Consider the following 23,198-nt stretch of genomic DNA (forward strand, 5'->3'; position numbering starts at 1 on the left):
TCTAAATTATTTTTTAGTACAAGTTTTAATTAAGTACTTCTTCAATTACAATTCCGTTGGTTGCATTCGGAGCTTCAATTTTTAATAAGTTAGCAAGTGTTGGTGCAATGTCTGTTACATTATACCTTTTAGATGAAGTACCTTTATTAATTCCGTTTCCGTAAAAAATCATTGGTACATGTGTATCGTATGAGTATCCAGAACCATGGCTTGTACCAGTTCTACCGCTAATTAAAGTAGCAGGATTAGGTATCATTAATACATCACCAGAAAACTTTTGATTATAACCATTTTGAAGAGAGTTCATAATTCCAGAAGTAAAATTAGTTGTCTGTAAAGTTCTTGCCGTTACAGCTTTGTAAATTTCATCATAATTAACAACTTCATCAGCTAATTTTTGAGCAACTGTATTAACATCTAATTTTAAGGATTCTATTTTTTCTTTATTCAAAAATATTTGATAGTTAGAAATGTTTTCGATTAAATCTACAGAATTAAAGTATTTCTTAGTGATATTTAAAACAAATTCTTGAAACTTTTTAGTGCTTAGATAATGAGCTGGTATTTTTAAAGATTGTAAATAAGCAGGAACGTGAACAGCTGCATGATCTGCTGTTAAAAATAAAGTATAATTGTCTTTACCTACTTCTTTATCTAAAAACTGAAAAAAGTCTTCTAAATCTTTGTCTAAACGTAAATAAGTATCTTCTGTTTCTACTGCAGCAACTCCGTATTTATGTCCTACATAATCTGTAGTAGAAAAACTAAGCGCTAAGAAATCTGTGTATTCACTTTTTCCTAAATTTTCTCCAAGAATAGCAGCTTTAGCAAAATCTACTGTAAAAGTATTACCAGCAGGTACTGTTTTTATCAAACTAAAATTCCCATTTTTAGTTCTTAAAGATTTTAAATCTTTTGGTAAAGTTGGTGTAGCTTCCCCTTTAAATTTTCCTTCAAAAATATTATCATCAGCTCTACTACTTGTATATGTACTAATGTCGTAAAGTGTTTCCCATGGCTGATTTAAATATTCATCGGCTTTATTATTAGCATTAAAATCTTTTACCCATTTAGGTAAATCATCCATATAAAAAGTACTTGTAATCCAATTGTTAAAATTACCACCATCATACCAGTAAGCTGCATTTGCAGAATGACCAGCAGGTAAAATTGCAGAACGATCTTTAATAGAAATTCCTATTGTTTTACCTTGCATATTTTGAGCTAAATGCAACTCATCTGTAATTGTTGTAGTATAAAGTCTTTTTGGTGATTTTTGTCCGTTTTCACTATTATTACCAACAGTTTTATAATTAGCATCGTCTACACAATAAATAGATTCTTTTAAAACTTTATCGTACCAATTGTTAGAAATAATACCATGTTCGCTTGGTGTTGTACCTGTATAAACAGTTGTATGACCAACAGCAGTATAGGTTGGTATGTAGTTATAGTGTGCGTTTTCTAAAGAAAATCCGTTGTTTAGAATTCTATTAAAACCATCTTCTCCAAACCGGTCTGCATACCTTGTTAAGTAATCGTACCTCATTTGATCGACAACAATACCAACTACCAGTTTAGATTTTTTTGTTACCTTAGATTGTTGCTTCTCCTCTGTATTATTACAACTTAAAAGAAGAAGTAAACTAAAAAAAATAGGAGCTATTTTAAATTTCATATTAAATTAATTATTAAGATTATTCAAAAGTAATAATTTTATGTTTTGATTAACGCAGATTTACTTTCTATTAATGATTATTTAATACTTTAGCATAAATTTTTATTTGAATGAATTATCTTGAACATATTGGTAAATATTTTATAATGTTAGGGCGGATTTTTAAGAGGCCTCAACGATTAAGAGTTTTTTATCAAGCCATATTTAGAGAAATAGAAGATTTAGGAATTAAATCTTTAGGGATTATTATGTTTATTTCCTTCTTTATTGGTGGTGTAATTGCACTTCAAACAGCATTAAATTTAGATAACCCTTTTATTCCAGAATCTCTAATTGGTTTTGCAGCAAAACGATCTATAATATTAGAGTTTGCACCTACTTTCTGTTCAATTATTTTAGCAGGTAAAGTTGGTTCTTATATTACATCTAGTATTGGTACAATGCGTGTAACCGAACAAATAGATGCTTTAGAGGTAATGGGTATAAATTCTTTAAATTATTTGGTGTTACCTAAAGTTATAGCTACTGTTTTCTTTTATCCTTTTTTAGTATCATTGGGTATTTTTTTAGGTATTTTTGGAGGATGGGTTTCTGGAGTTTTGTCTGGTCTTTTTTCGGGAACAAGTTATATAGAAGGAGTTCAGTTAGATTTTGATCCCTTTTTATTAACATACGCAATAATTAAAACATTAATATTTGCATTTTTAATAGCTACCGTTCCATCTTATCATGGTTATTACGTAAAAGGAGGTTCTATTGCTGTGGGTAGGGCAAGTACTCAATCTGTAGTTTGGACAACTATTTTAATTGTAATTACAAATTATTTATTAACTCAAATGCTTTTAACCTAAGATATGATAGAAGTAAATAACTTAAAAAAAGGCTTTGGAGACGTAAAAGTTTTAAAAGGTATTTCGGCTACTTTTCACCCAGGAAAAACCAATTTAATTATTGGGCAAAGTGGATCTGGTAAAACAGTATTTTTAAAATCTTTAATTGGTTTACATACTCCAGAAGAAGGGACAATTTCTTTTGACGGAAGGATAAATACTAAATTTACTGACGAAGAAAAACAACAATGGAGACAAGAAATAGGCATGGTTTTTCAAGGAAGTGCTTTGTTTGATTCTCAAACAGTAGAAGAAAATGTAATGTTTCCTCTAAAAATGTTTACTAAAAAATCTCCAGCAGAAATGTTAGAGCGTGTAAATTTTGTTTTAAAAAGAGTAAATTTAGAAAACTCTAATAAAAAATTACCAGCAGAATTATCTGGAGGAATGCAAAAAAGAGTTGCTATAGCAAGAGCAATTGTAATGAATCCTAAATATTTATTTTGTGATGAACCAAATTCTGGTTTAGACCCTCAAACAGCTATTGTAATAGATAATTTGATTAAAGAGATTACAGATGAATATAAAATTACAACTGTAATTAACACACATGATATGAATTCTGTAATGGAAATTGGAGAAAAAATTATTTTTTTAAAAGATGGTAAAAAAGCGTGGGAAGGAAGCAGTGAAGATATATTTAAAACTGATAATGAAACAGTTGTAGATTTTGTGTATTCTTCTAATTTATTTAAGAAAGTTAGAGATACTTATTTAAATGAAAAAAAATAAAAGAAAAGTTTGGATAAACAAAATAAAAGAATATCTTTGCAGCCGCTAAGACGAAAGGCAATGACCTGGTAGCTCAGTTGGTAGAGCATCTCCCTTTTAAGGAGAGGGTCCTGGGTTCGAGCCCCAGCCCGGTCACTTTAAATTAAAAGCTTCACATTTATGTGAAGCTTTTTTTATGGAAGAAATAATTTTAAGATGATAAGATTGTCAATTTTAAATTTTTGTATCTTTCCAATGATAATTCTAACAGCAGTATTTAATGGAAGAAACTAATCTAAATAAAAAACCTTTAGAAGAGAAACCTAAGCAGGATATAAAAGAAGAAGCTAAAGGTTTGTTTGCAAGTATAAAAAAGTTTTTAACCGAGCTTTTTGATTTTAGACACGATACAGACCATAACGCAACAATTGATGCGATTAAAGCTGATATTCCTTTTAAGGGAGCAACTGCTTGGATTCTTATTTTTGCTGTTTTTGTGGCCTCTATTGGATTAAATGCAAACTCCACAGCTGTTGTAATTGGAGCCATGTTAATATCCCCATTAATGGGGCCTATTTTAGGTATAGGAATGTCTTTTGCTTTAAATGACATTAATACTTTTAAAAAGTCGTTAATAAATTTAGGAGTAATGATAGGCTTAAGTTTATTTGCATCTTTTTTATTCTTTTATTTCTTTCCTTTAAGTGAAGATAATTCGGAATTATTAGGTAGAGTTAGTCCAGATATTAGAGATGTTTTAATTGCATTTTTTGGTGGTTTGGCTCTTATGGTTGCAAGAACAAAAAAAGGGACAGTAGCTTCCGTTATTTTTGGTGTTGCAATTGCTACAGCTTTAATGCCTCCATTATGTACAGCGGGTTATGGATTGGCAAAAGGTAAGTGGGCTTATTTTTTTGGTGCTTTATATTTATTTACAATTAATACTATATTTATAGCATTAGCTACTTTTTTAGTTTTAAAATTATTGCGTTTTCCGATGCATAAATACGCAAATGCAGCTAAAAGAAAGCGTTATGCTACAATTGCATCTGTAGTGGGTGTAGCTGTTATGATTCCTGCAATTATTACCTTTTTAAGAGTTTTTGAAGAAAGCCAAATAGAACGACAATTTAATACATTTATTAAAAATGAAGTTGAATCTATTCCTAATTTTCAAATTTTGGGTGATCCAGATTTAGATATAAGTGGAAAAGAAATTAGATTAAGTTTTTTTAATGAGGTAACTGATGGTGAGAAAAACTTACTTATCAATCAATTAAAAGATACTGATTATGATAGAATTAAAGATTTTAAAATTAAAATAAAAGGGAGTGATACCAAAAGTTTTGAGTTAATTACTACTGCTTACAAGGAAAAAAGACAAGAGTTAGAAGAAAGTAAAAAAACGATTGAAGACTTACAAAGTCAAATTACAGATTTAGAAAGCACTATTGCAATTTTAAATACTAGGATAGAGGAAGATGCACTTAATAAAAATAATAAAGCAATTGCATTTAGTAGAATAGCCAAAGATGCTAAAATTAGGTACAATGATATTGAAGAAATTGGGTTTGCAAATATTTTATCTTCAAAAGATTTTATAAAAATTGATACAATACCAGTTGCTATGATTAAATGGGATTTATCATTATCAGATGATCTTATTCAGTTTAAAGAAAATGAATTAAGAACATGGCTTCAAAAAGAAATGAAACTAGACACTTTATTTATTAAAAGAGATTAATAAAAAAAAGCATCCATTTTAGGATGCTTTTTTTTATTGAAATTATTTAAGGATTATAAAACCGAACTTCTGTATTTTGATTGAATAAATACACTTTTTTATTACTCATATTTATACATTCAAATCGAGTTCTACGTTTATTACCTCTTTTGTAAATGATATTTTTAAATTCAAAAAAACCATCAAAAGGAATTTGGAAAACAAAACTTTTTCCTGTTTCTGCTGTATTTCCTCTTAAAACTAAAGATAATTTAACATCAGCATCTGTACTTGCTTTTGGGTTTTTAAAGTAATTGGCTAAATGAGGAAGCATTTCTTTAGGGTAAATATCTGGACGTAAAAAAGGTAACATTAAATGCTGAAAAACCATTTTCCATTCTTTTCCGTGAGGTAAAACTTTTCTTCCAAATTTTTGATGTGTTACATGATGCGCAATTTCATGGACTAATGTTAATAAGAATTGGTATTGGTTAAGGTTATTATTTACAGTAATTTGAAATCTTCCGTTAGGCATTTCTCTAAAATCTCCGTGTTTAGTTTGCCTTTGATTTACAATTTTTAGATCAAAAGAATGCTCATCAATTAAAAATTGAATAAAAGGAATAGCTTTTTGTGGAATAAAATGTTGAAAATTAGAATTCAATCTGCTTTTTTTACGGAGTTGTAGATGAAACTTGTAATACTTTTCCGTTATAATATTTATTTCCAGTTAAAGAAAAATCAAAAATATAATTTGCCATTTCTATTGCAGAAGTTGGTGCAATATAGCCCGGAAAAGCTTCTTCAAGCATTTCTGTTTGTACAGCACCCAAAGCTAAAACATTAAATGCAATTTGTTGTTCTTTGTATTCTTCGGCTAGTAATTCTGATAAAGTAATAACAGCACCTTTAGCAGAAGAATAAGCTGCTAATCCGGGGAATTTCATGCTTCCTTGAATTCCTCCCATAGAACTTACTGTAACAACATGACTTGCTTTTGTCATAAAAGGAATCATCAACTTTGTAATTTCTGCTACCGCAAAAACATTTACTTTATATACTTCTAAAAAATCGTTAGAAGTTAAATCTGTAAACGGTTTATTGATTAGTTTACCGGCATTGTTTATTAAAACGTCAACTTGTTTCCAGTTATTTTTAATAAAATCAGTTACTTTTTCTAAATCTGATTTTATAGATAAATCAACAGAAATTACTGTAATATTCTTATGATTAAATTCTTCTAAAGGTTTTGTATTTCTAGATAAGGCTAAAACTTTATGCCCGTTGTTAGCAAATTTCTTAGCTAACTCAAAACCGATTCCTCTGCTTGTTCCTGTAATAACAATGTTTTTCATTTGTATAAATTTAAAGAAGTAATTTTATTTGTAGTAAAAAGAAAATAATCCATTAATCTTCTTCTTCAAAAATAATATGCTGATAAGCACCAATATCAGGATTTGTACTTCTATTAATGCCTAAAATATCTGTTGTAAAAATAGTTGCTTTTGCTGTGTTAATAGCATCAGAATTATCACCAATTATAAAATCTTCGTTTTGAGAATTTCTAAAATCAGAATTTCCGTTTAAAATGATATTTTGATAAAAATCAGAAGTAAAATCCATTTCTGCTACCTCAGCATAAGAATCGTTTGTGTCGTTAAACTGAATTAGAGAGTTACTTATATTATAATTAAATAAACCACTAGCGTCAACATTATCCAAAATAAATTCAATATTACTATTTCCATCAAATATACAATTGGTAAAATTTGCTGCGTATAAATTTCTAGTTTCTATAATATCTTGACCGCTTTCATCTGTATATGTAAAAAAATTGTTGACTAAAACGGCTGGTAATTGTCTAATTCCGTTGTTCCAAAAATTAGCAAAAGTACTATGTGTAAAATTATATGTTCCGCCAATAATAGCAGCTAAAGAAGCTTGTCCTGCAGAACCAACAACCACATTATTTCCTTCTATATTGGTTTCTCTTGCTAAAATTCCGTAGTTAGAATGATTGTAAATTTCTGTGCTTTCTAATTTTAACGTAGGTGTAGAGGTAGAGCCAATGCTGTCAATTAAAATGCCAATTACTCCATTTTTAATTTGTGCATGTGTAATTTCATGCTCTTTACTTCCTGCTCGCATCCAAATTGTACCCCATTGTCCAGGAACATCATTAAAACTATTTTCTAATCGATCTCCTTCAAAAATCACTTTTTCTGCTAATGTTCCATTTACTTTTAAAGTAGCATTATTGTCTATAATTAAACCAGAATTATCATGAAAATACACTTTAGAGCCAGCATTAATTGTTAATGTTTTGTTTGATGCAACTGCAGCATAACCATAAATAACGGTTGGTTTGGTATTGGTAAATGTTAACTCATTATCTTCTAAAAAACGACCTTGTAAACTGGTTGGTTCTCCATCTAAAGTAAGGCTATCAATTTTCATTGTAATCGGGTCTTTGCCAGGATAAATAAAATTAGCGTCTTGTACTAAAGTAACCAAATCTACATTTTGCTGGTTGTCTCCTGTATCAAATAAAATCTTATCAGTATAAAGAGGGTCTATAACATTTTCGGCATTAATTGTAGTTTCAATAAAAACAAAAATACTGTCTTTAGCAAGTATGTCTATATCTGTAAAATCTTTACCAGTAATTCCATCAACATTTAATCGATAATTAGATGAGGTTCCGTTTTCTAATTTTATTTGCGGAATAGTTATAGAGTTATTACTTCTATTATATACTTTTAAATTGTATGTAGCAGAACCTATGTTTGTAAAAACAGTATCTAAAAAAACTGTGTCTTTAGAAAATTCTAATTTCCCAGAATTAGGGATTGTATCAAAATCTTTTCTACAAGAACTCATAGAAATTAGAACAATACAAATAATAAAAGAAATATAGTGGCGCATAAATTTAATTTCTGTAATCTCTAAGAAGCGAGAGTTGTTTATCTTTTAGAAATAGAATTTTTTGTAAGATTAATTATTGTTTTTTTATTAATTCTATTTCAAATACCTTACCCCAATGTTTACCAGTAACAAAAAGTCTGTTGTTTTCGGCATCAAAAGCAATACCATTTAAAACTTCATCATGTTCAACTAATTCTTGCGTTTTTTTCATTTGAGCTTCTAAAGTTTTTAAATTTGCAATTCCTTCGACAACACCTGTATTTGGATCAATTACAACAATAGCATTTTGTTGGTATTTGTTAGCGTAAATTTTTCCGTTTATCAATTCTAATTCATTTAAATCTCCAACCGCATATTTATTAGTATAAACCTGAATCGATTTTTTTTCTTCTAAAGTTTCTGGATCTAAAAACCAAATTTTGTTGGTTCCGTCAGATTTAATTAAATATTCATCATTGTGTGTTAATCCCCAACCTTCTTTACTGTTATTATAAGTAAATTCTTTTTCTTGCTCAAAAGTTTCTAAGTTATAAACAAAACCTTTTTTAGCTTGCCAAGTTAGCCAGTAAATTTTATTATTGAAGATGGTCATTCCTTCTCCAAAATATTGATTATTTAAATCTATGTTTTGTAGCACTTTTCCTGTTTTTATTTCTACTTTTCTAAGTTTAGATTCTCCTTTATGACCTGTAGTTTCATATAAAAAACCATTGTAATATTCTAAACCTTGTGTATATGATTTTGTGTCGTGCGGATATTCGTTAATAATTTTATAATCATAAACCACAGGTGTTTTATTAGCTAAAACTTCAAAGAAATTATTAATCTTTTTAGTTTTCTCAGGATAAAAAACCAAAGCAGAAATTTGATGTTTACCAACACCTAAATCTGTTGTGTTTATAGAAACTGTATTTCCTTTAGATGTAATTTCTTTACCGTTTATAAAAAACTGAACATTATTAATTGTTTTGTTGTCTTCTTCTTTTAAAGTAACGTCTAAATTAGTGTTTAAAGAAACTTGTTTTTTGTGTTGTAAACTAAATTTATAGACATCAGAACAAGAAGTAATAAATAGAAAACAAGCAAAAAAAGCAATAATTAGAGAATTATTTTTCATTTTTATATTTAATTTTAGTCTTTTAATTTTTTAATAAAATGATGAAAAGCCTTTATTCACCAACAAAAGTAAGAGTAAAAGTAACTAATGTGATTATTTACTTAAATAAAAATGAAATATTTATTTGTAAATAAAAAAATATAGTTAAATTTGCATCCTCAAAATAGTAAAAAACAACTATTTAGAGATAAAAGTAAGCCTTACCAACTTACTTATGCAAACATAACATTAAAGTATTAAAATATAATAAAATGAAAAAAGGAATTCATCCAGAAAATTATAGAATGGTAGCATTTAAAGACATGTCTAACGAAGATGTATTTTTAACTCGTTCTACTGTAGACACTAAAGAAACTTTAGAAGTTGATGGTGTAGAGTATCCTTTAGTAAAATTAGAGATTTCTAGAACATCTCACCCATTTTACACTGGTAAATCTAAACTTATTGATGCTGCAGGACGTATTGACAAGTTCAAAAACAAATACGCAAAATTCAAGAAATAATTTTCTTAGAATTTTAAACATATTTAAAACTCCAACATTTATTTGTTGGAGTTTTTTTATGCTAAACTTATAAATAGTTTGTGTAAACTATTTGTAAGGTCAATCAATAAAAATCGTACTAAAAGAGTATTTTTAGCTTTTTTTAAAACAACTATTTTATAATGAGAAATACAATATTATTTATCTTATTTTTAATTACTACTTTGTGTGGTGTTTTGGTGTATTTTATACCTCAAACCGGAACTATAATTTTAATTTCTATATCTGGTTTATTAACCTTAGTAGCTATTTATGATAGTTTACAGACCCAACATTCTTTATTACGAGCTTTTCCTTTAGTGGCACGTTTACGTTGGTTTTTTGAAGAAGAAAGAGATAAAATTCAACAATATTTTATAGAAGACAATTTAAATGGTACACCAATAAATAGAGAAAAAAGAAGTATTGTTTATCAACGTTCTAAATTAAACAAAGAAACGATTCCTTTTGGTACTCAGCATAATGTGTATGCTAAAGGATATGAGTTTGTAAAACACTCTATCTTTCCTAAAGATCATCATCATGTAACCGGAGAAAGAGTCTTATTTGGGTCGGATAAATGTAGTCAAAAATACCACAGTTCTTTGATTAATATTTCTGCAATGTCTTTTGGTTCTTTGAGTAAAAATGCTATTATGGCTTTAAACCAAGGAGCAAAAATGGGTAAATTTGCTCATAATACAGGTGAAGGAGGAATTTCTTCTTATCATTTACAAGGTGCAGATTTAGTTTTTCAAGTAGGAACTGGTTATTTTGGGGCAGGTAAAACGGTTGATGGAAAACGTGTTTTTGATGATGCTACTTTTAAAGCAAATGCCATTCGACCAGAAGTAAAAATGATTGAAATTAAATTTTCTCAAGGAGCTAAACCTGGCCATGGAGGAATTTTACCAGCAGAAAAAAACACAGAAGAAATTGCTAAAATACGTTCTGTAGATGTTGGTACGCAAGTAGATTCTCCATCTGGTCATTCTGCATTTTCTAGTTATCAGGAGATGATTGTTTTTATTCAAAAAGTAAGAGACTTATCAGGAGGAAAACCAGTAGGAATCAAATTTTGTGTAGGGAATAATGAAGAAATAGAAAGCATGATAGAAGCGTTTTCTAAAGCAAATAATTATCCAGATTTTATTACTGTAGATGGTGGAGAAGGAGGTACAGGTTCTGCGCCAATGGAATTTACAAATTATATAGGAACTCCGTTGTTAGAGGGTTTGGTTTTTGTAAATAAATTATTGATAAAATATAATTTAAAAAATCAGATTAAAATTATTGCTTCTGGTAAAGCTATAGATGCTTTTGATATTGTAAAATATTTGGCTTTAGGTGCAGATGCAATTGCAATGGCAAGAAGTTTTATGTTAAGTTTGGGTTGCATACAAGCAAGAGAATGTAATTTAGATACTTGTCCTGTTGGTGTTGCTACACAAGACCCAGATTTGGTAAAAGCCTTGGTTGTAGAAAAGAAAAATGTGCGTGTTAAAAACTATCATAATAAAACAATTTCTTCTGTAAAAGAAGTGGTTGCAGCTATGGGAATTGCTGGTATTGCAGATGTAAAAGCAAATCAGGTTTTTAGAAGGCAAAAAAATGATGAAATAGAAAGTTTAGAAACTATTTATTACAACAATTAAAGAAAAACATTTATGGAATATTTTGATATCGTTATTATTGGAGGAGGACCAATTGGAATTGCTTGCGGATTAGAAGCTAAAAAGAAAGGTTTGAGTTATATAATCTTAGAGAAAGGACCTATTGTCAATTCCTTATATAATTACCCGGTAAATATGCAGTTTTTCTCTTCTTCAGAGAAGTTAGAGATTGATGATATTCCTTTTATTAGTAAAGAAGCAAAACCAAGAAGAAGCGAAGCTTTAGAGTATTATAGAAGAATTGCAACCTCAAATAAATTAAATATTAAATTATTTGAAAAAGTAAATTCGATTTCTAAAGAAGATGAAGAGTTTACAATTGTTTCAGAAAAAAATAGTTACAAGTCTAAAAACATTGTTATTGCTACAGGTTTTTATGATATCCCAAATACTTTAAATATTCCTGGAGAAGATTTGCCAAAAGTTTCTCATTACTATAATGATCCGCATTATTTTGCTGGACAAAAATTAGTCGTTATAGGTGCGAGTAATTCTTCTGTAGATGCCGCTTTAGAATCTTATAGAAAAGGGGCTGAGGTTACTTTAATTATAAGAGGAGATGAAATTGGAGAGCGTGTAAAATATTGGGTAAGACCAGATATTATCAACAGAATTAAAGAAGGGAGTATTAAAGTATATTATAAATCTACAGTTAAAGAAATCAGTAAAGAAACAATTACAATCAATACAAAAAACGGATTAGAAACTTTACCAAATGATTTTGTGTTAGCTTTAACGGGGTATAAACCAAATTTTACATTTTTAGAACAAGTTGGAGTTGCTTTTTCTAATGATGAAAAGAAAATTCCTGTCTATGATGAAGATACGATGGAAACCAATGTAGGAGGTGTTTATTTAGCTGGTGTAATTTGTGGAGGTTTAGAAACACATAAATGGTTTATAGAAAACTCTAGAATACATGCAAAAATGATTGTAAAAGATATTTTAGAGAAAAAATAAATTATATTTAATTATTTGATTTTGAGTGTTAAAAATTATATTTGTGTAAATTAAAAACACTAATTAATGAAAAAACTCATCACTTTATGTCTTATTTCTTTCTTTATGACAGCATTTACTTTTAGCCAAGATCAATATATTTTTCCTACAGGAAACGGAGCATTAAGTAATGCTTTTCTAAAAGAGATTATTAAATTAACAGGAAAAGAAAAGCCTAAAATTTGTTATTTACCAACGGCTTCCGGAGACAAAGAAAGTAATATAATTAAATGGTATGAACAAGCTCGTGGTTTATCAATAGAACCTTATGCGCAAAAGGTTTGGATAAGTTCTTACAGACAAAAGGAAACATTTGAAGAGGTTTTATTAGATATGGATGCTATTATAGTTGGTGGTGGAAATACACTTAATATGATTGCTATTTGGAAAGCACAAGGCATTGATAAGGTGTTAAAAACAGCATTAGAAAAAGGAATTGTTTTAGCTGGTGGAAGCGCAGGTTCTTTATGTTGGTTTGATAACGGAACAACAGATTCTAGACCCAAAGAATTAAGCGTGGTAGAAGGTTTAGGTTTCTTACCTTATAGTCACAGTCCTCATTATGATAAAGAAGAATACCGCAGACCTTTGTATGAAAAAAATATTAAAGAAGGTATTTTTAAAGCAGGTTATGCAATGGATAATAATTCTGGTATTATTTTTAAAAATGGTAAGCCATTTAAAGTATTGTCTATGGGGGAAGAGCATAATTGTTATTATGTATCATTAGTAGATGGAGAAATAGTAGAAAAAAAGTTAGATAAAATTATTTTGAAAGATTAAAGAATCAGTCTCTCTTTTTTTCATTTAAATAGAAAATCATTTCACTTTGCTGAGGTTGTCAGTAAAAGGAAACGATTTTTTTAGTATTTAAGAAATAAACTTCTTAGTAATTATCATCAATAAATTTAAGTTATTTCCAATTTTGCATACTTATTTAGAAAAGAGATAAATATGTTTTATAAGAATAGTTGGAGTTTTGCAGTATGAATAAAATATCAAACTTCGGAGTTTTTACATTACTATTTGTAAGTAGTTTAACCATAATGGTTGGTACGGTAATAGCACCTTCTTTATCAGGAATTGTAGAACATAAAGATTTAGGTTTTTCACCTAGTTGGTTAATAACATTACCGTCTTTAGGTGTAGTGCTTTTTGCTCCGCTAATCGGTAAGCTTTTGCCTAAATTAGGTACTATTAAATTGTTGAGTTTAGGTCTAGTTCCTTATGCTGTTTTAGGATTAATAGGTGCGTTTATTACCAATGATTATCTATTAATTTTAGATAGAATTTTATTAGGCGCAGCAACGGTTGCTATTCAAGTTTCTGTAACTGCTTATATTGGCGATTTTTTTACAGGTGAAGACAGAATGAAAATGATTGCATGGCAAGGAATGTCTATAGAATTAGGAGGCGTTGTCTTTTTAGCAATTGGCGGTATTTTAGGTGAAAAACATTGGCAATTCCCATTTTATATTTATCTATTAGCTTTATGTTGTTTGTTTTTAGTGGCTAAAACTTTGCCTAAAATCAATCATCAAACAGCAAAAACTTCTAGAGAATCTATAGATGATACTAAAAATAAAACAAAGGTAAAATTAATATTTATAGCTTCTCTTTTAGCAATGATGTTGTTTTTTGTAGGCTTTGTTACTTTACCTTTATATTTACCAGGATCTTTTGGTTTTAGTGAGTCTAAAACAGGTTACTTAATGGCTTTTATTTCTCTAATTGCAATTGTTACAGCAAGTCAAATGCCTAAAATGGTAAAAGCGTTAGGAGACGGTAAAACGGTTTCTTTGGGTTTTGTTTTTTTTATATTTGGTTATTTTGTATTGGCAACAACTTCTAGTTTACCTTTTTTAATACTTACAGCTATTTTTATTGGTATTGGTTTTGGTTTTACCATTCCGTTATTAAATCATATGATGTTAGAAGCAAGTACATTAAAAAGCCAAGGGAAAAATTTAGGTTTGTTTTCTATGGGAGTTTTTGGCGGTCAGTTTTTATCTACTTTTGTAGAATATATTTCTAATAACTATACTGCTATTTATGGAATTGCATCAGGTTTAGCCTTATTAATAGGAATTGTTTTATATATAATGTTTCTAAAAAAAGCAAAAGAATAGAGTTGAAAAAATCTTCTTACATTTGATGAAATACATCAATTGTAAATGAATCAAAAAGATTGGAATACAAGAATCCAAATTATAGATAATTTTAAAAATGAAACTGAAATTCTCTCAGAAAATTCAATGGGAATTTACATTGAATTTTGTTCTGATAACTCTTTGGTTATTTACTTTAAACCTTTAAATGAAGTTTTTATTGATAATATTTTTAATGAAAATACAGGTGTTTTAATCAATTTTGAAAGAGATTTAATTGATGAAGATGATATTGAGTTTGCTTTAGATATTTTTTCATTATTTAATAAATATCCTCAATTTTATATAAATAACACAGCTGAGGTTGATAAAATAACACAGCTAATTTTATTGTTAAAAGAAGAATATCAGAATAAAAAATCTTCTTATATTATGTTTAAAACGTTGCTTAAAGTATTGTTGCTTTATTTAATTCGTTTTCAAAATGATGGTTTCCTAAAACAAGATTTAAATCAAAAAAGAGTGTTTCAATTTTTAGAATTAATGGAAACTTCTTTTTTAACAGAAATAACTACAGAGTTTTATGCAGAACAAATAGGAATTAGTAGTAAACGATTAAATCAAATTTTAAAAGAAAAACTAAATTTAACAGCAAAACAAATTATACAACAGCGTCAAATTACAGAAGCCAAACGAAAACTTATTAAAGGAGAAATAACCACAAAAGAATTGGCATTTTATTTAGGTTTCGATTCTTTAAGTAGCTTTTCTCGTTTTTTTAAAAAAAATGTAGGTGTTAGTCCGTCTGTTTTTAAGAAGGAACATTCGTTTTAAAAGCTTAATAATTTATTTATTCTAGTTTTAATTCTGCAAAAACAGGAAAATGATCTGAGGGGAATTTAAAGTCTACAACGCTAGATAAAACAGCATATTTATCGACTTTTAGAGTGTTTAGTTTTGAGATAAAAATGTAATCTATTCTTCTAGTAACTGGCTGATTATACTTAAAACCATTAAATGTACCATCTGCTCCAAATCTTATGTTTGCTACATTTTTAGTGTCGTTCATTATTTTTTTGGTTTCTTTTAAAATATCATTATCAGGCGTTACATTTAAATCACCTGTTAAAATGATAGGATAATTTTCTGTGTTTTTTAAGGCTATTTTATTTAAAATAAGCTGCAATCCTTTTTTTTGAGCAATACTACCTACGTGATCTAAATGCGTATTAAATGCCCAGAATTTTTTATCAGAATTTTTAAAAGAAAATAATCCGTAAGTACAAATTCTAGGACAAGCAGCATCCCAACCTATAGAAACTTTGGTGGGTGTTTTAGATAACCAAAAAGTATGTTCTTCTATAACTTCTACTTTTTCTGAATTGTAATAAATGGCAGAATATTCTCCTTTTTTGAGACCATCTCTACCTTCTCCAATAAACTTATAACCAGTTAAAGCATTGTTTAAATCTTCAATTTGATTAGGTTTTGCTTCTTGAACACCTAAAACATCAGGAGCTAAAAAAAGTATATGATTGGTTAAAAAATCTTTTCTGTTTGGCCATGCATTTTCTCCATCAGAAGCAACATCTAAACGTATGTTATACGTCATTACTTTAAGTGGTGATGTAACTCTTTTTTTAGAACTACAAGCACAAATAAACAAACTAAAAAGGAATAGGTAAACTGCTTTCATTATTTCTGATTTTTTTGATAAACGCGAACATAATCAATGACTAATTGTTGTGGGAAAATTGGATCATCAATGCCTTTTCTACCGCCAAGCATTCCGCCAATTGCTGTATTTATTTTTATATGAAAATTTTGATCAAATGGCCATTCATCGGTGGTTTTGTGGTCGTTTTCAATATGGTTGTAAACTTCATTATCTAATAAAAAATCAATAGATTCTGGTGTCCAAATAATTGAATAGGTATGAAAACTTTCATAAGGTTTTTCTATTTTAATACTTTTTCCCCTTTGAGTGCCAATCATATGGTTGTACGCTTTGGTGTGTATGGTTCCAAAAATAGAATCAGGATCAAAACCTACGTGTTCCATAATGTCAATTTCTCCACATTTTGGCCAACCTACTTCCGATTGATTTTCGCCTAACATCCAAAATGCTGGCCAAAGACCCACTCCTTTTGGTAATTTTGCACGAATATCTATGCGTCCATAAGTCCACTCTGCTAAACCACTTGTAGTTAAACTTGCAGAAGTATATTCACCATATTTTTGGTTGTTTCTCCAATTAGTATCTTCTACACTTTTAAAAGTAAGATTTGCAATTTTTTCTTTGTGAGATTCTAAAATTAAAAAGCCTTTTTCTACTCTAGAATTTTTTAAGCTATCTGTGTAATATTGTTTTTCTTCATTTCTTTTAAAACCAATTTCATGTTTCCATTTTAAAGAATCTGGTTTTCCAGAGTAATTAAATTCATCGCTCCAAACCAATTTATAATCTCTTGTAACGGGAAAATTGTTGAATTTTTCAAGAGCAAGTTCAGGCTCATCTGTTGTTATATAATCAAAATCATTGGCTAATAACCAATCAATATCCTCTGCTTTATTTACGGTCCAAGCATTTAAAGTTAGTCCTAATTCTTTTGCCTTAACAATCCAATCAGTCTGTTTTTTAAAAATAGAAACATGATAATCCAATCCAGAAATACCAGCTTCTTTCAATTCTAATGGAGATTTAGAACCTGCTAAATATTGTGTTTTTACATTCGGATTTTCCTCAATGATAGCTTCTAAAATATCAAAACTAAAGCTGATGTAAGAAGAAATAATTTTGTCTGCTTTTAGCTCTTTTACCAATGTTAATGTTTTATTGGCAACTAATAAGTTTTTTTCTTTTGATGAAGTTGGTTTTATTTCACAAACTAAACTTGTGTTTGTGTTATTTTCTAATCCTGCTAATAAGTAGTTTCTTAAAGTAGGTAATGTTTCTCCATTTGATAATTTGGTTTGAGATAACTCTTTATAAGTAGATTTTTCGACAACAAGATTGTTGTATTTATTGTCGTGTGTTACAACTAAAACACTATCTAAAGTTATTCTTACATCAAACTCGCTACCCAAAGTTTGTAGTTTAATTGCTTGTTTTAAAGAAGCAATCGAGTTTTTTGGGAGTTCATTTTTTTTCCAGGCACCTCGATGCGCGATAATGCTATTATTGGCAAATTGTGTTTTTATTTCTTTTGTTTTATTTTTTAAAAACTGAATTCTTTGCGTTAATAATTCTGGCTCATTTGTAGAAATGTAATCAAATTTTTTATTGATTAACCAATCCATATCTTCTATGCTATTTACCGTTCCAGAATTTAAAATAAGACCATTCTTTTTGGATTCTTCTATCCAATCAGGATTCTTTTTAAGCGCAGCAATTCTATAATTTACTCCATAAATTCCGTCTTTTTTCATTTCTTTTGGAGTTTTGTTACTCCCTAAGTACATGGTTTTAATGTTTTTATCCAAAGAAATTAATTTGGTTAAAATTTTATATCCAAAACTGATGAAAATTACTTTATCTAATGCATTATTTTTTTTGTAGACATTATAGATTTTTTCAGCAATAATCTCACTTCTTTCTGGACTAATTGTAGATTGTTTTATTTCACAGATAAACAATGTTGAGGTATTATTTTTACTACCTGAAGTGATAAATTCTTGTAAGGTTGGTATTTTTTCTTGATTAGAAAGTTTATATGGTAATAATTCTTTATAGGTTGATTTCTCTACAAATAGGTTATGATATTTTGGTCCATGTGTAATTACCAAAGAATCGTCTGACGTCATGTTTACATCAAACTCAGAACCTGCAAATTTCATCTGTACTGCTTGCCTAAATGAAGCTAAAGAATTTTGAGGTAAATCAAGCTTTTTCCAAGCACCTCTATGAGAAATTACTTTAGATTTTATGTTACTTGTATCTGTTTTAAGAAGTTGTTTTTTACAAGAAATTAAACATAAAAATAAAATTAGAAAAGAAAATGAAAAGCGCATAATTAAAATTGATAATTTGAAATAGAAATAAGGCTGTTTAAAAAGTAAAATAAATATTCTTATTAATTTTGTGAAAATATTTTAACGAATATATCTGCAAAATTAAATTATAAGAACTTGTTTTAAACAGCCTTAACATTTTTATAATATATTATTAATATCCATCATTTTGAGGATAATCAGAACCTAATAGATCTAAATCTATTTGAGCAATTGGCCAATTGATATAATGTGATTGCCAATTATCTCTAGGATCTTTTTCACCTAAGTTGGCAGGAAAATATTCACCATCACCAGCATAACTAGTAATTTGTCTGTCAATAACTTCTTGTCCCATTCTTTTTAAAGTAAACCAACGTTGTCCTTCAAAAGCTAACTCACGAGCTCTTTCATCTAAAATATCTTGTTCTGTTATACTTGTTAAAGCAGTTGTATTTGCTCTTAATCTAACTGCATTTATGTAAGGTAACGGATCTCCTGAACCAGATTTCATGATAGCTTCTGCTGCAATTAAATAAGTTTCTGCCAACCTGTAAACCGTAACGTTGCTTCTATTTAAATATGAATCTGGATCATTGTCTTCTTGAGCAAATTTGATACAAGAAGGATTCATTCTTTGGTAATAGGTTGTGTAATTACTACTCGGGTTGTCTAAATCGGTTATGGGTGCATAATTATCAACTTCTTCTCCAATTCTGTCTCCAGAGGTATAATAATATTTCAATCTAAAATAAGTGTCATCATCTCTAGTATCATTTGGGTCTTCTGATAATAAGTTAAGCAAATATAGGTTTGGTAATATACGTGCAAAACCTCGTCCGCCTTGTTCTACATTAGATTCAATACCTGAGATATTAAAATACTGAGCAACATAATTTGCATTGATCATAGTTGTACTTCCTCCTCCAGATAAATCGTCTTCAGATTGTATAACAAATAAAGATTCTGAATTATTTCTATTTCCTGCAAAAACATCTGCAGTAGAAGATACTAAACTATGCGGACCTTCTTCTATCAATGATACTGCTTGTTCTGCTGCTTCTGTCCAATCTTCTTGCCACATGGCTACTTTAGCTTTTACATGTTTAGCAGTTCCTTTTGTAACACGACCAAAAGTATCTGTCCAATCTAAATTTTCAATTGAAAAACTAAGATCACTATTAATTAGTTCAAAAATTTCTTCTTCAGAAGATTTGTCATTCACGATATCAAATGCATTATCTACGGTTACAGTTTCGGTAGTTATAAAAATGTTATTATACATTCTGTATAAATAGAAATATGAATTTGCTCTAAAAAATTTAGCTTCAGCAATAATTTTATTTTTAGCATCTTCATCAATACCATCTATAGCTTCTGCTGCATTAATAATTGCTGTTGCTTTGTTTGCTACATTATAAAAGTGTTTCCAAAATAAAGAAGAGGCAAGTTGCGTACCATAATCAATAGAAGAAATTCCTCTTTGATATCTACCCATTAAACCAGTGTAACCAGATCTACTAAATGCTAAATCACTTCTAGAAGACATAAGAACAGCTCCCATAAAATCTTCGGTACTTACGTCGTAACGATCTCTATTTAGTTTATACAAACTTACAACACCAGATTTTAAACCTTCTTCAGTTGTATATATGTAATCAGAATCTATTAATGTGCTTGGTTGTTCTTCTAAGAAATCTTGGCAAGAGATCACGAAAAATAACATGATAAGTAGCATACAACTACTTTTTAATTTTATGTAAAAATTCTTTAAATTCATCTTTTCTTAATTTTTTAAAATTTAACTTTTACTCCAAAGGTGAAGCTTCTTGCATCTGGATAACCAGTGTCTGCTGTTGAAAAAGTATCTCTAATATTTACTTCTGGACTGTACCCAATGTAATCTGTGTTGGTAAATAAGTTTGTACCGGTAATATAAAATCTAAGTTGTTCTAAGTTTAGTTTTTCACTAATAAGATTGTTAAAAGTATATCCTAAACTTACGGTTCTTAATCTTAGATAAGAAGCATCTCTTACTGCTAATGAATTTAAATATAAAGGAGTAGAGTCGTAATTTGGTCTAGGAAAGTTTGCAGAAGGATTTTCTGGGGTGTAGTAATCTACTTTTACTCCATTTAATTTACCAGACAATGTACCTCCATTATTGTAACTAGATAAGAAAGGATTTATTTTTGTAGCACCTTGTACTGTATAAAAATCAGCAAATAAATCAAAACCTTTGTAAGCTACAGTTGTAGAAAATGAACCAAACCAATCTGGATTAGGATCTGTAAAAACTCTATCATCTTGAGTTATGATACCATCACCATCGGTGTCTTTAATTTTAATATCACCAGCTCTTAAATCTTGGGTAAATATAGATTCTGAATTTGCTTGTGGTGCATTTTCAAAATCTTCTCCTTCTTGCCAAATACCATCAAAAGCATATTGATAAATTACACCAACGGGTTGGCCAACATAATAACCATAAGTATCATCATTAAGTATTGGATTTCCGTCACCATCATTATAAAGCTCTACGATTTTATTTTTGTTGTTAGACCAGTTTGTTGAAACTGACCATTTAAAATCTTCTTTGTTAATAAGATTAGCTGTTAAGCTTAATTCTATACCGGTGTTTTGTAATTCTCCTGCATTAAAATAAGTATAACTATAACCTGTAGTGGAAGGTACACCTCTTTTTAATAACAAATCTGTTGTTCTTGCATCATACCAATTTACGTTTCCTACTAACATTCTGTTGAACATAGAAAAATCTAAACCGATGTTAGTTGTTGTTATTCTTTCGAATTTTAAATCGGTATTAGGTAAAATTGTTGAAGGAGAATATCCTGAAGCAGATTCACTATCAAAAATATAATTTTGACCTTCAGCTGTAAATAATGATGTGTAAGCAATACCTAAATCATTAACCAATGAACCATAACTTGCTCTTAGTTTTAATTCTTGAATAAAATCAACATTTTCTAAAAAATCTTCGTTATGTATTTTCCATGCAAAAGAAGCTGCAGGATTGTAACTCCATTTGTTATCTGCAGAATTTACAGAAGCACCATCTGCTCTAGCAGTAAAGGTAAACAAATATTTGTTTTGTAAGTTGTAACGAGCTCTTGCCATAAAAGAAGCAAGTGTTTGTTTGTTTTTATCACGCTCTACAGTTACGTTACCAATAGCATTTGTAATACCATTATATCCTAAGCTTTCATTGGTAAACCCTTGCCCTTCTGTAAAAGTTCTAGAGTATTCATTTTCTTGTGCAGATTGCACTAAAGTTAGGTTGAATTTGTTATTTTCATTAAAAGCCTTATCGTATGTAAGTATGTTTTCTATAAGATACGATTCTGTTAATTGGTTTTCTATTCTAGCAATACCATCAACATCATCACCCGCAGAACTTAAAGAAGATAAGTATTGCCCCCTTTCAGACGTTCTTCTTGTTAAGTTTGTTTTTAGTTGGTATTTTAAGTCTTTTGTTATTTGCCAACTAGGTGTAACGTTTATAACATAATCGTTCCCTTTTTCTACATTTTCTTGTTCATTAAGATTCCAAATTGGGTTTACTGCAGATGATTCTTCACCACTAGGAAATTGAGTAAGGTTTCCATCTTCATCATAAGCACTACCTAATGGTGAAGTTGTAATAACATTAACACTAGCAGCTCTACTGGTATTATCATTTAATAGATTTAAATCAAAATTTACAGAAAATTTATCGCTTATTTGTTGATCTACATTTAAACGTAATGTTTTTCTTGTGTAGCTAGATGTTGGTATAATACCATCTTCTTTAAAATAATTGATACTTGCAAATACTTTGGTAAGTTCTGTACCTCCAGAAATACTAATCGCTTGGTTGTTTATAATACCATTTCTCATTAGTTCATCTTCCCAATCTACAAATGCATTATTTTCTATGTTTGCTAATTCTATTTCAGAAAAAATATCAGAATCTACAGGATATGCATCTCCGTCAATAGTAGATCTAACGGCTTCTCTTCTCAACTGAGCAAATTCTTGTCCACTATAAACATCAAAGTTTTTTTCAATAGATTTTGTAGTAACATAGCCATGATAGTTTACGCTAACTTTACCAGATTTACCTCTTTTTGTAGTAATTAATACCACACCATTAGCACCTCTAGAACCATAAATTGCTTGTGCTGATGCGTCTTTTAAAAACTCTATAGATTCTATATCATCAGAATCTATATCTTCAATACCGCCATCTCTAACAATACCATCTACAACATAAATAGCACTTACATTACCTTCTATAGAACCTTGACCTCTAAAAATAATATCAGAAGTACCTCCTGGTCTTAAAGTTCCACCACCTACTTCAACTTGTAAACCTGCAATTCTACCTCTCAATAACTCATTAACGTCTGACGTTGGAGTTAATGTTGCCTTAGAAAGGTCTGTTGTTGCTACTGCATTCACAATATCGCTTTTACTTTGTGTACCATAACCAACAACAATAACTTCATCTAGCATATTGTCATCTTCTAATGAAATAATCATCTCGGTACCATTAACACTAATTTCTTTTGTTTTAAATCCAACATATGATATTACTAGAATACCTGATGGATTTGACATGCTTAACGAAAAGTTTCCATCAAAATCTGTGGAAGTACCGTTAGCAGTTCCTTTTTCAGAAACAGATGCACCGGGTAACGGCATTTTATCTGTTAATGAAAGTACTTTTCCTTTTATTGAAGTTTGGGCCAATAAAGTAAAGGAACCACAAACTAAAAAAAGACCAAAGAGTACTGAATTTCTTAATTTTCGAAATTTTAATTTCATGAATGATTTATTTAGTTAAAATTATTTAAAGCTTAA

General features: G+C 29.2%; 18 protein-coding genes and 1 tRNA gene. 10 read left to right on the forward strand and 9 right to left on the reverse strand.

Features of this window, described 5'->3' with window-relative positions; genetic code table 11:
* Positions 1–25: 25 nt before the first annotated feature.
* Entirely contained in the window at positions 26–1,678 is a 1,653-nt protein-coding gene (gene pafA / locus ACJJVY_RS08640) for an alkaline phosphatase PafA (RefSeq protein ID WP_405606907.1), read from the reverse strand.
* Positions 1,679–1,788: 110 nt separating this feature from the next.
* Between pafA and ACJJVY_RS08645 the strand changes: the two genes are divergently transcribed.
* The 4 genes from ACJJVY_RS08645 to ACJJVY_RS08660 all read left to right on the forward strand — a co-directional run bounded on the left by ACJJVY_RS08645 (position 1,789) and on the right by ACJJVY_RS08660 (position 5,023).
* On the forward strand, positions 1,789–2,529 hold the full coding sequence (locus ACJJVY_RS08645; RefSeq protein ID WP_405606910.1) for an MlaE family ABC transporter permease: 741 nt from the start codon (positions 1,789–1,791) through the stop codon (positions 2,527–2,529).
* Positions 2,530–2,532: 3 nt separating this feature from the next.
* Positions 2,533–3,300, forward strand: a complete 768-nt coding sequence (locus ACJJVY_RS08650) for an ABC transporter ATP-binding protein (protein WP_405606913.1) — start codon at positions 2,533–2,535, stop codon at positions 3,298–3,300.
* Positions 3,301–3,362: 62 nt separating this feature from the next.
* Positions 3,363–3,435, forward strand: a tRNA-Lys gene (locus ACJJVY_RS08655).
* Between the two features lie 124 nt (positions 3,436–3,559).
* Positions 3,560–5,023 (forward strand): DUF389 domain-containing protein, encoded by a 1,464-nt coding sequence (locus tag ACJJVY_RS08660; protein WP_405606916.1) that lies wholly within the window; start codon positions 3,560–3,562, stop codon positions 5,021–5,023.
* Positions 5,024–5,069: 46 nt separating this feature from the next.
* Here the strand turns inward: ACJJVY_RS08660 and ACJJVY_RS08665 are convergent, their stop codons facing one another.
* The 4 genes from ACJJVY_RS08665 to ACJJVY_RS08680 form a co-directional block, all read right to left on the reverse strand.
* On the reverse strand, positions 5,070–5,666 hold the full coding sequence (locus tag ACJJVY_RS08665) for a SprT-like domain-containing protein (protein ID WP_405606919.1): 597 nt from the start codon (positions 5,664–5,666) through the stop codon (positions 5,070–5,072).
* Between the two features lie 10 nt (positions 5,667–5,676).
* On the reverse strand, positions 5,677–6,357 hold the full coding sequence (locus tag ACJJVY_RS08670) for an SDR family NAD(P)-dependent oxidoreductase (RefSeq protein WP_405606922.1): 681 nt from the start codon (positions 6,355–6,357) through the stop codon (positions 5,677–5,679).
* A 52-nt stretch (positions 6,358–6,409) separates the two neighbouring features.
* A complete protein-coding gene (locus ACJJVY_RS08675; protein WP_405606925.1) occupies positions 6,410–7,927 on the reverse strand; it encodes a hypothetical protein in 1,518 nt (505 codons plus the stop codon).
* A gap of 73 nt (positions 7,928–8,000) precedes the next feature.
* A complete protein-coding gene (locus ACJJVY_RS08680; RefSeq protein ID WP_405606928.1) occupies positions 8,001–9,044 on the reverse strand; it encodes a glutaminyl-peptide cyclotransferase in 1,044 nt (347 codons plus the stop codon).
* 251 nt (positions 9,045–9,295) lie between these two features.
* On the opposite strand from ACJJVY_RS08680, the gene ACJJVY_RS08685 reads away from it, so the two are divergent.
* The 6 genes from ACJJVY_RS08685 to ACJJVY_RS08710 all read left to right on the forward strand — a co-directional run bounded on the left by ACJJVY_RS08685 (position 9,296) and on the right by ACJJVY_RS08710 (position 15,179).
* The gene (locus ACJJVY_RS08685; RefSeq protein WP_068363688.1) at positions 9,296–9,547 is read left to right on the forward strand and encodes a type B 50S ribosomal protein L31; all 252 of its coding nucleotides are present in this window, start codon (positions 9,296–9,298) and stop codon (positions 9,545–9,547) included.
* A 161-nt stretch (positions 9,548–9,708) separates the two neighbouring features.
* Positions 9,709–11,220, forward strand: coding sequence for an FMN-binding glutamate synthase family protein (locus ACJJVY_RS08690; protein WP_405606931.1), 1,512 nt, complete (start codon positions 9,709–9,711; stop codon positions 11,218–11,220).
* A gap of 12 nt (positions 11,221–11,232) precedes the next feature.
* Positions 11,233–12,198 carry a YpdA family putative bacillithiol disulfide reductase gene (locus ACJJVY_RS08695; RefSeq protein WP_405606934.1) on the forward strand — a complete coding sequence of 322 codons (966 nt, stop codon included), beginning with the start codon at positions 11,233–11,235 and terminating at the stop codon, positions 12,196–12,198.
* Positions 12,199–12,264: 66 nt separating this feature from the next.
* On the forward strand, positions 12,265–13,020 hold the full coding sequence (locus ACJJVY_RS08700; protein WP_405606937.1) for a Type 1 glutamine amidotransferase-like domain-containing protein: 756 nt from the start codon (positions 12,265–12,267) through the stop codon (positions 13,018–13,020).
* A gap of 203 nt (positions 13,021–13,223) precedes the next feature.
* The gene (locus ACJJVY_RS08705; RefSeq protein WP_405606940.1) at positions 13,224–14,366 is read left to right on the forward strand and encodes an MFS transporter; all 1,143 of its coding nucleotides are present in this window, start codon (positions 13,224–13,226) and stop codon (positions 14,364–14,366) included.
* 45 nt (positions 14,367–14,411) lie between these two features.
* Entirely contained in the window at positions 14,412–15,179 is a 768-nt protein-coding gene (locus ACJJVY_RS08710) for a helix-turn-helix domain-containing protein (RefSeq protein WP_405606943.1), read from the forward strand.
* Between the two features lie 16 nt (positions 15,180–15,195).
* Here ACJJVY_RS08710 and ACJJVY_RS08715 read toward each other — a convergent pair whose 3' ends face one another.
* The 4 genes from ACJJVY_RS08715 to ACJJVY_RS08730 all read right to left on the reverse strand — a co-directional run bounded on the left by ACJJVY_RS08715 (position 15,196) and on the right by ACJJVY_RS08730 (position 23,162).
* The gene (locus tag ACJJVY_RS08715) at positions 15,196–16,041 is read right to left on the reverse strand and encodes an endonuclease/exonuclease/phosphatase family protein (protein ID WP_405606946.1); all 846 of its coding nucleotides are present in this window, start codon (positions 16,039–16,041) and stop codon (positions 15,196–15,198) included.
* Entirely contained in the window at positions 16,041–18,356 is a 2,316-nt protein-coding gene (locus tag ACJJVY_RS08720; RefSeq protein ID WP_405606949.1) for a glycerophosphodiester phosphodiesterase family protein, read from the reverse strand. Before ACJJVY_RS08720 ends, ACJJVY_RS08715 begins: the two co-directional genes overlap by 1 nt.
* Positions 18,357–18,510: 154 nt before the next feature.
* Entirely contained in the window at positions 18,511–20,073 is a 1,563-nt protein-coding gene (locus tag ACJJVY_RS08725; RefSeq protein ID WP_405606952.1) for a RagB/SusD family nutrient uptake outer membrane protein, read from the reverse strand.
* A 56-nt stretch (positions 20,074–20,129) separates the two neighbouring features.
* The gene (locus ACJJVY_RS08730) at positions 20,130–23,162 is read right to left on the reverse strand and encodes a SusC/RagA family TonB-linked outer membrane protein (protein WP_405606955.1); all 3,033 of its coding nucleotides are present in this window, start codon (positions 23,160–23,162) and stop codon (positions 20,130–20,132) included.
* Positions 23,163–23,198: the final 36 nt, after the last annotated feature.

It is taken from the genome of Polaribacter sp. Asnod1-A03, assembly GCF_045063585.1.
Lineage (GTDB): Bacteria > Bacteroidota > Bacteroidia > Flavobacteriales > Flavobacteriaceae > Polaribacter.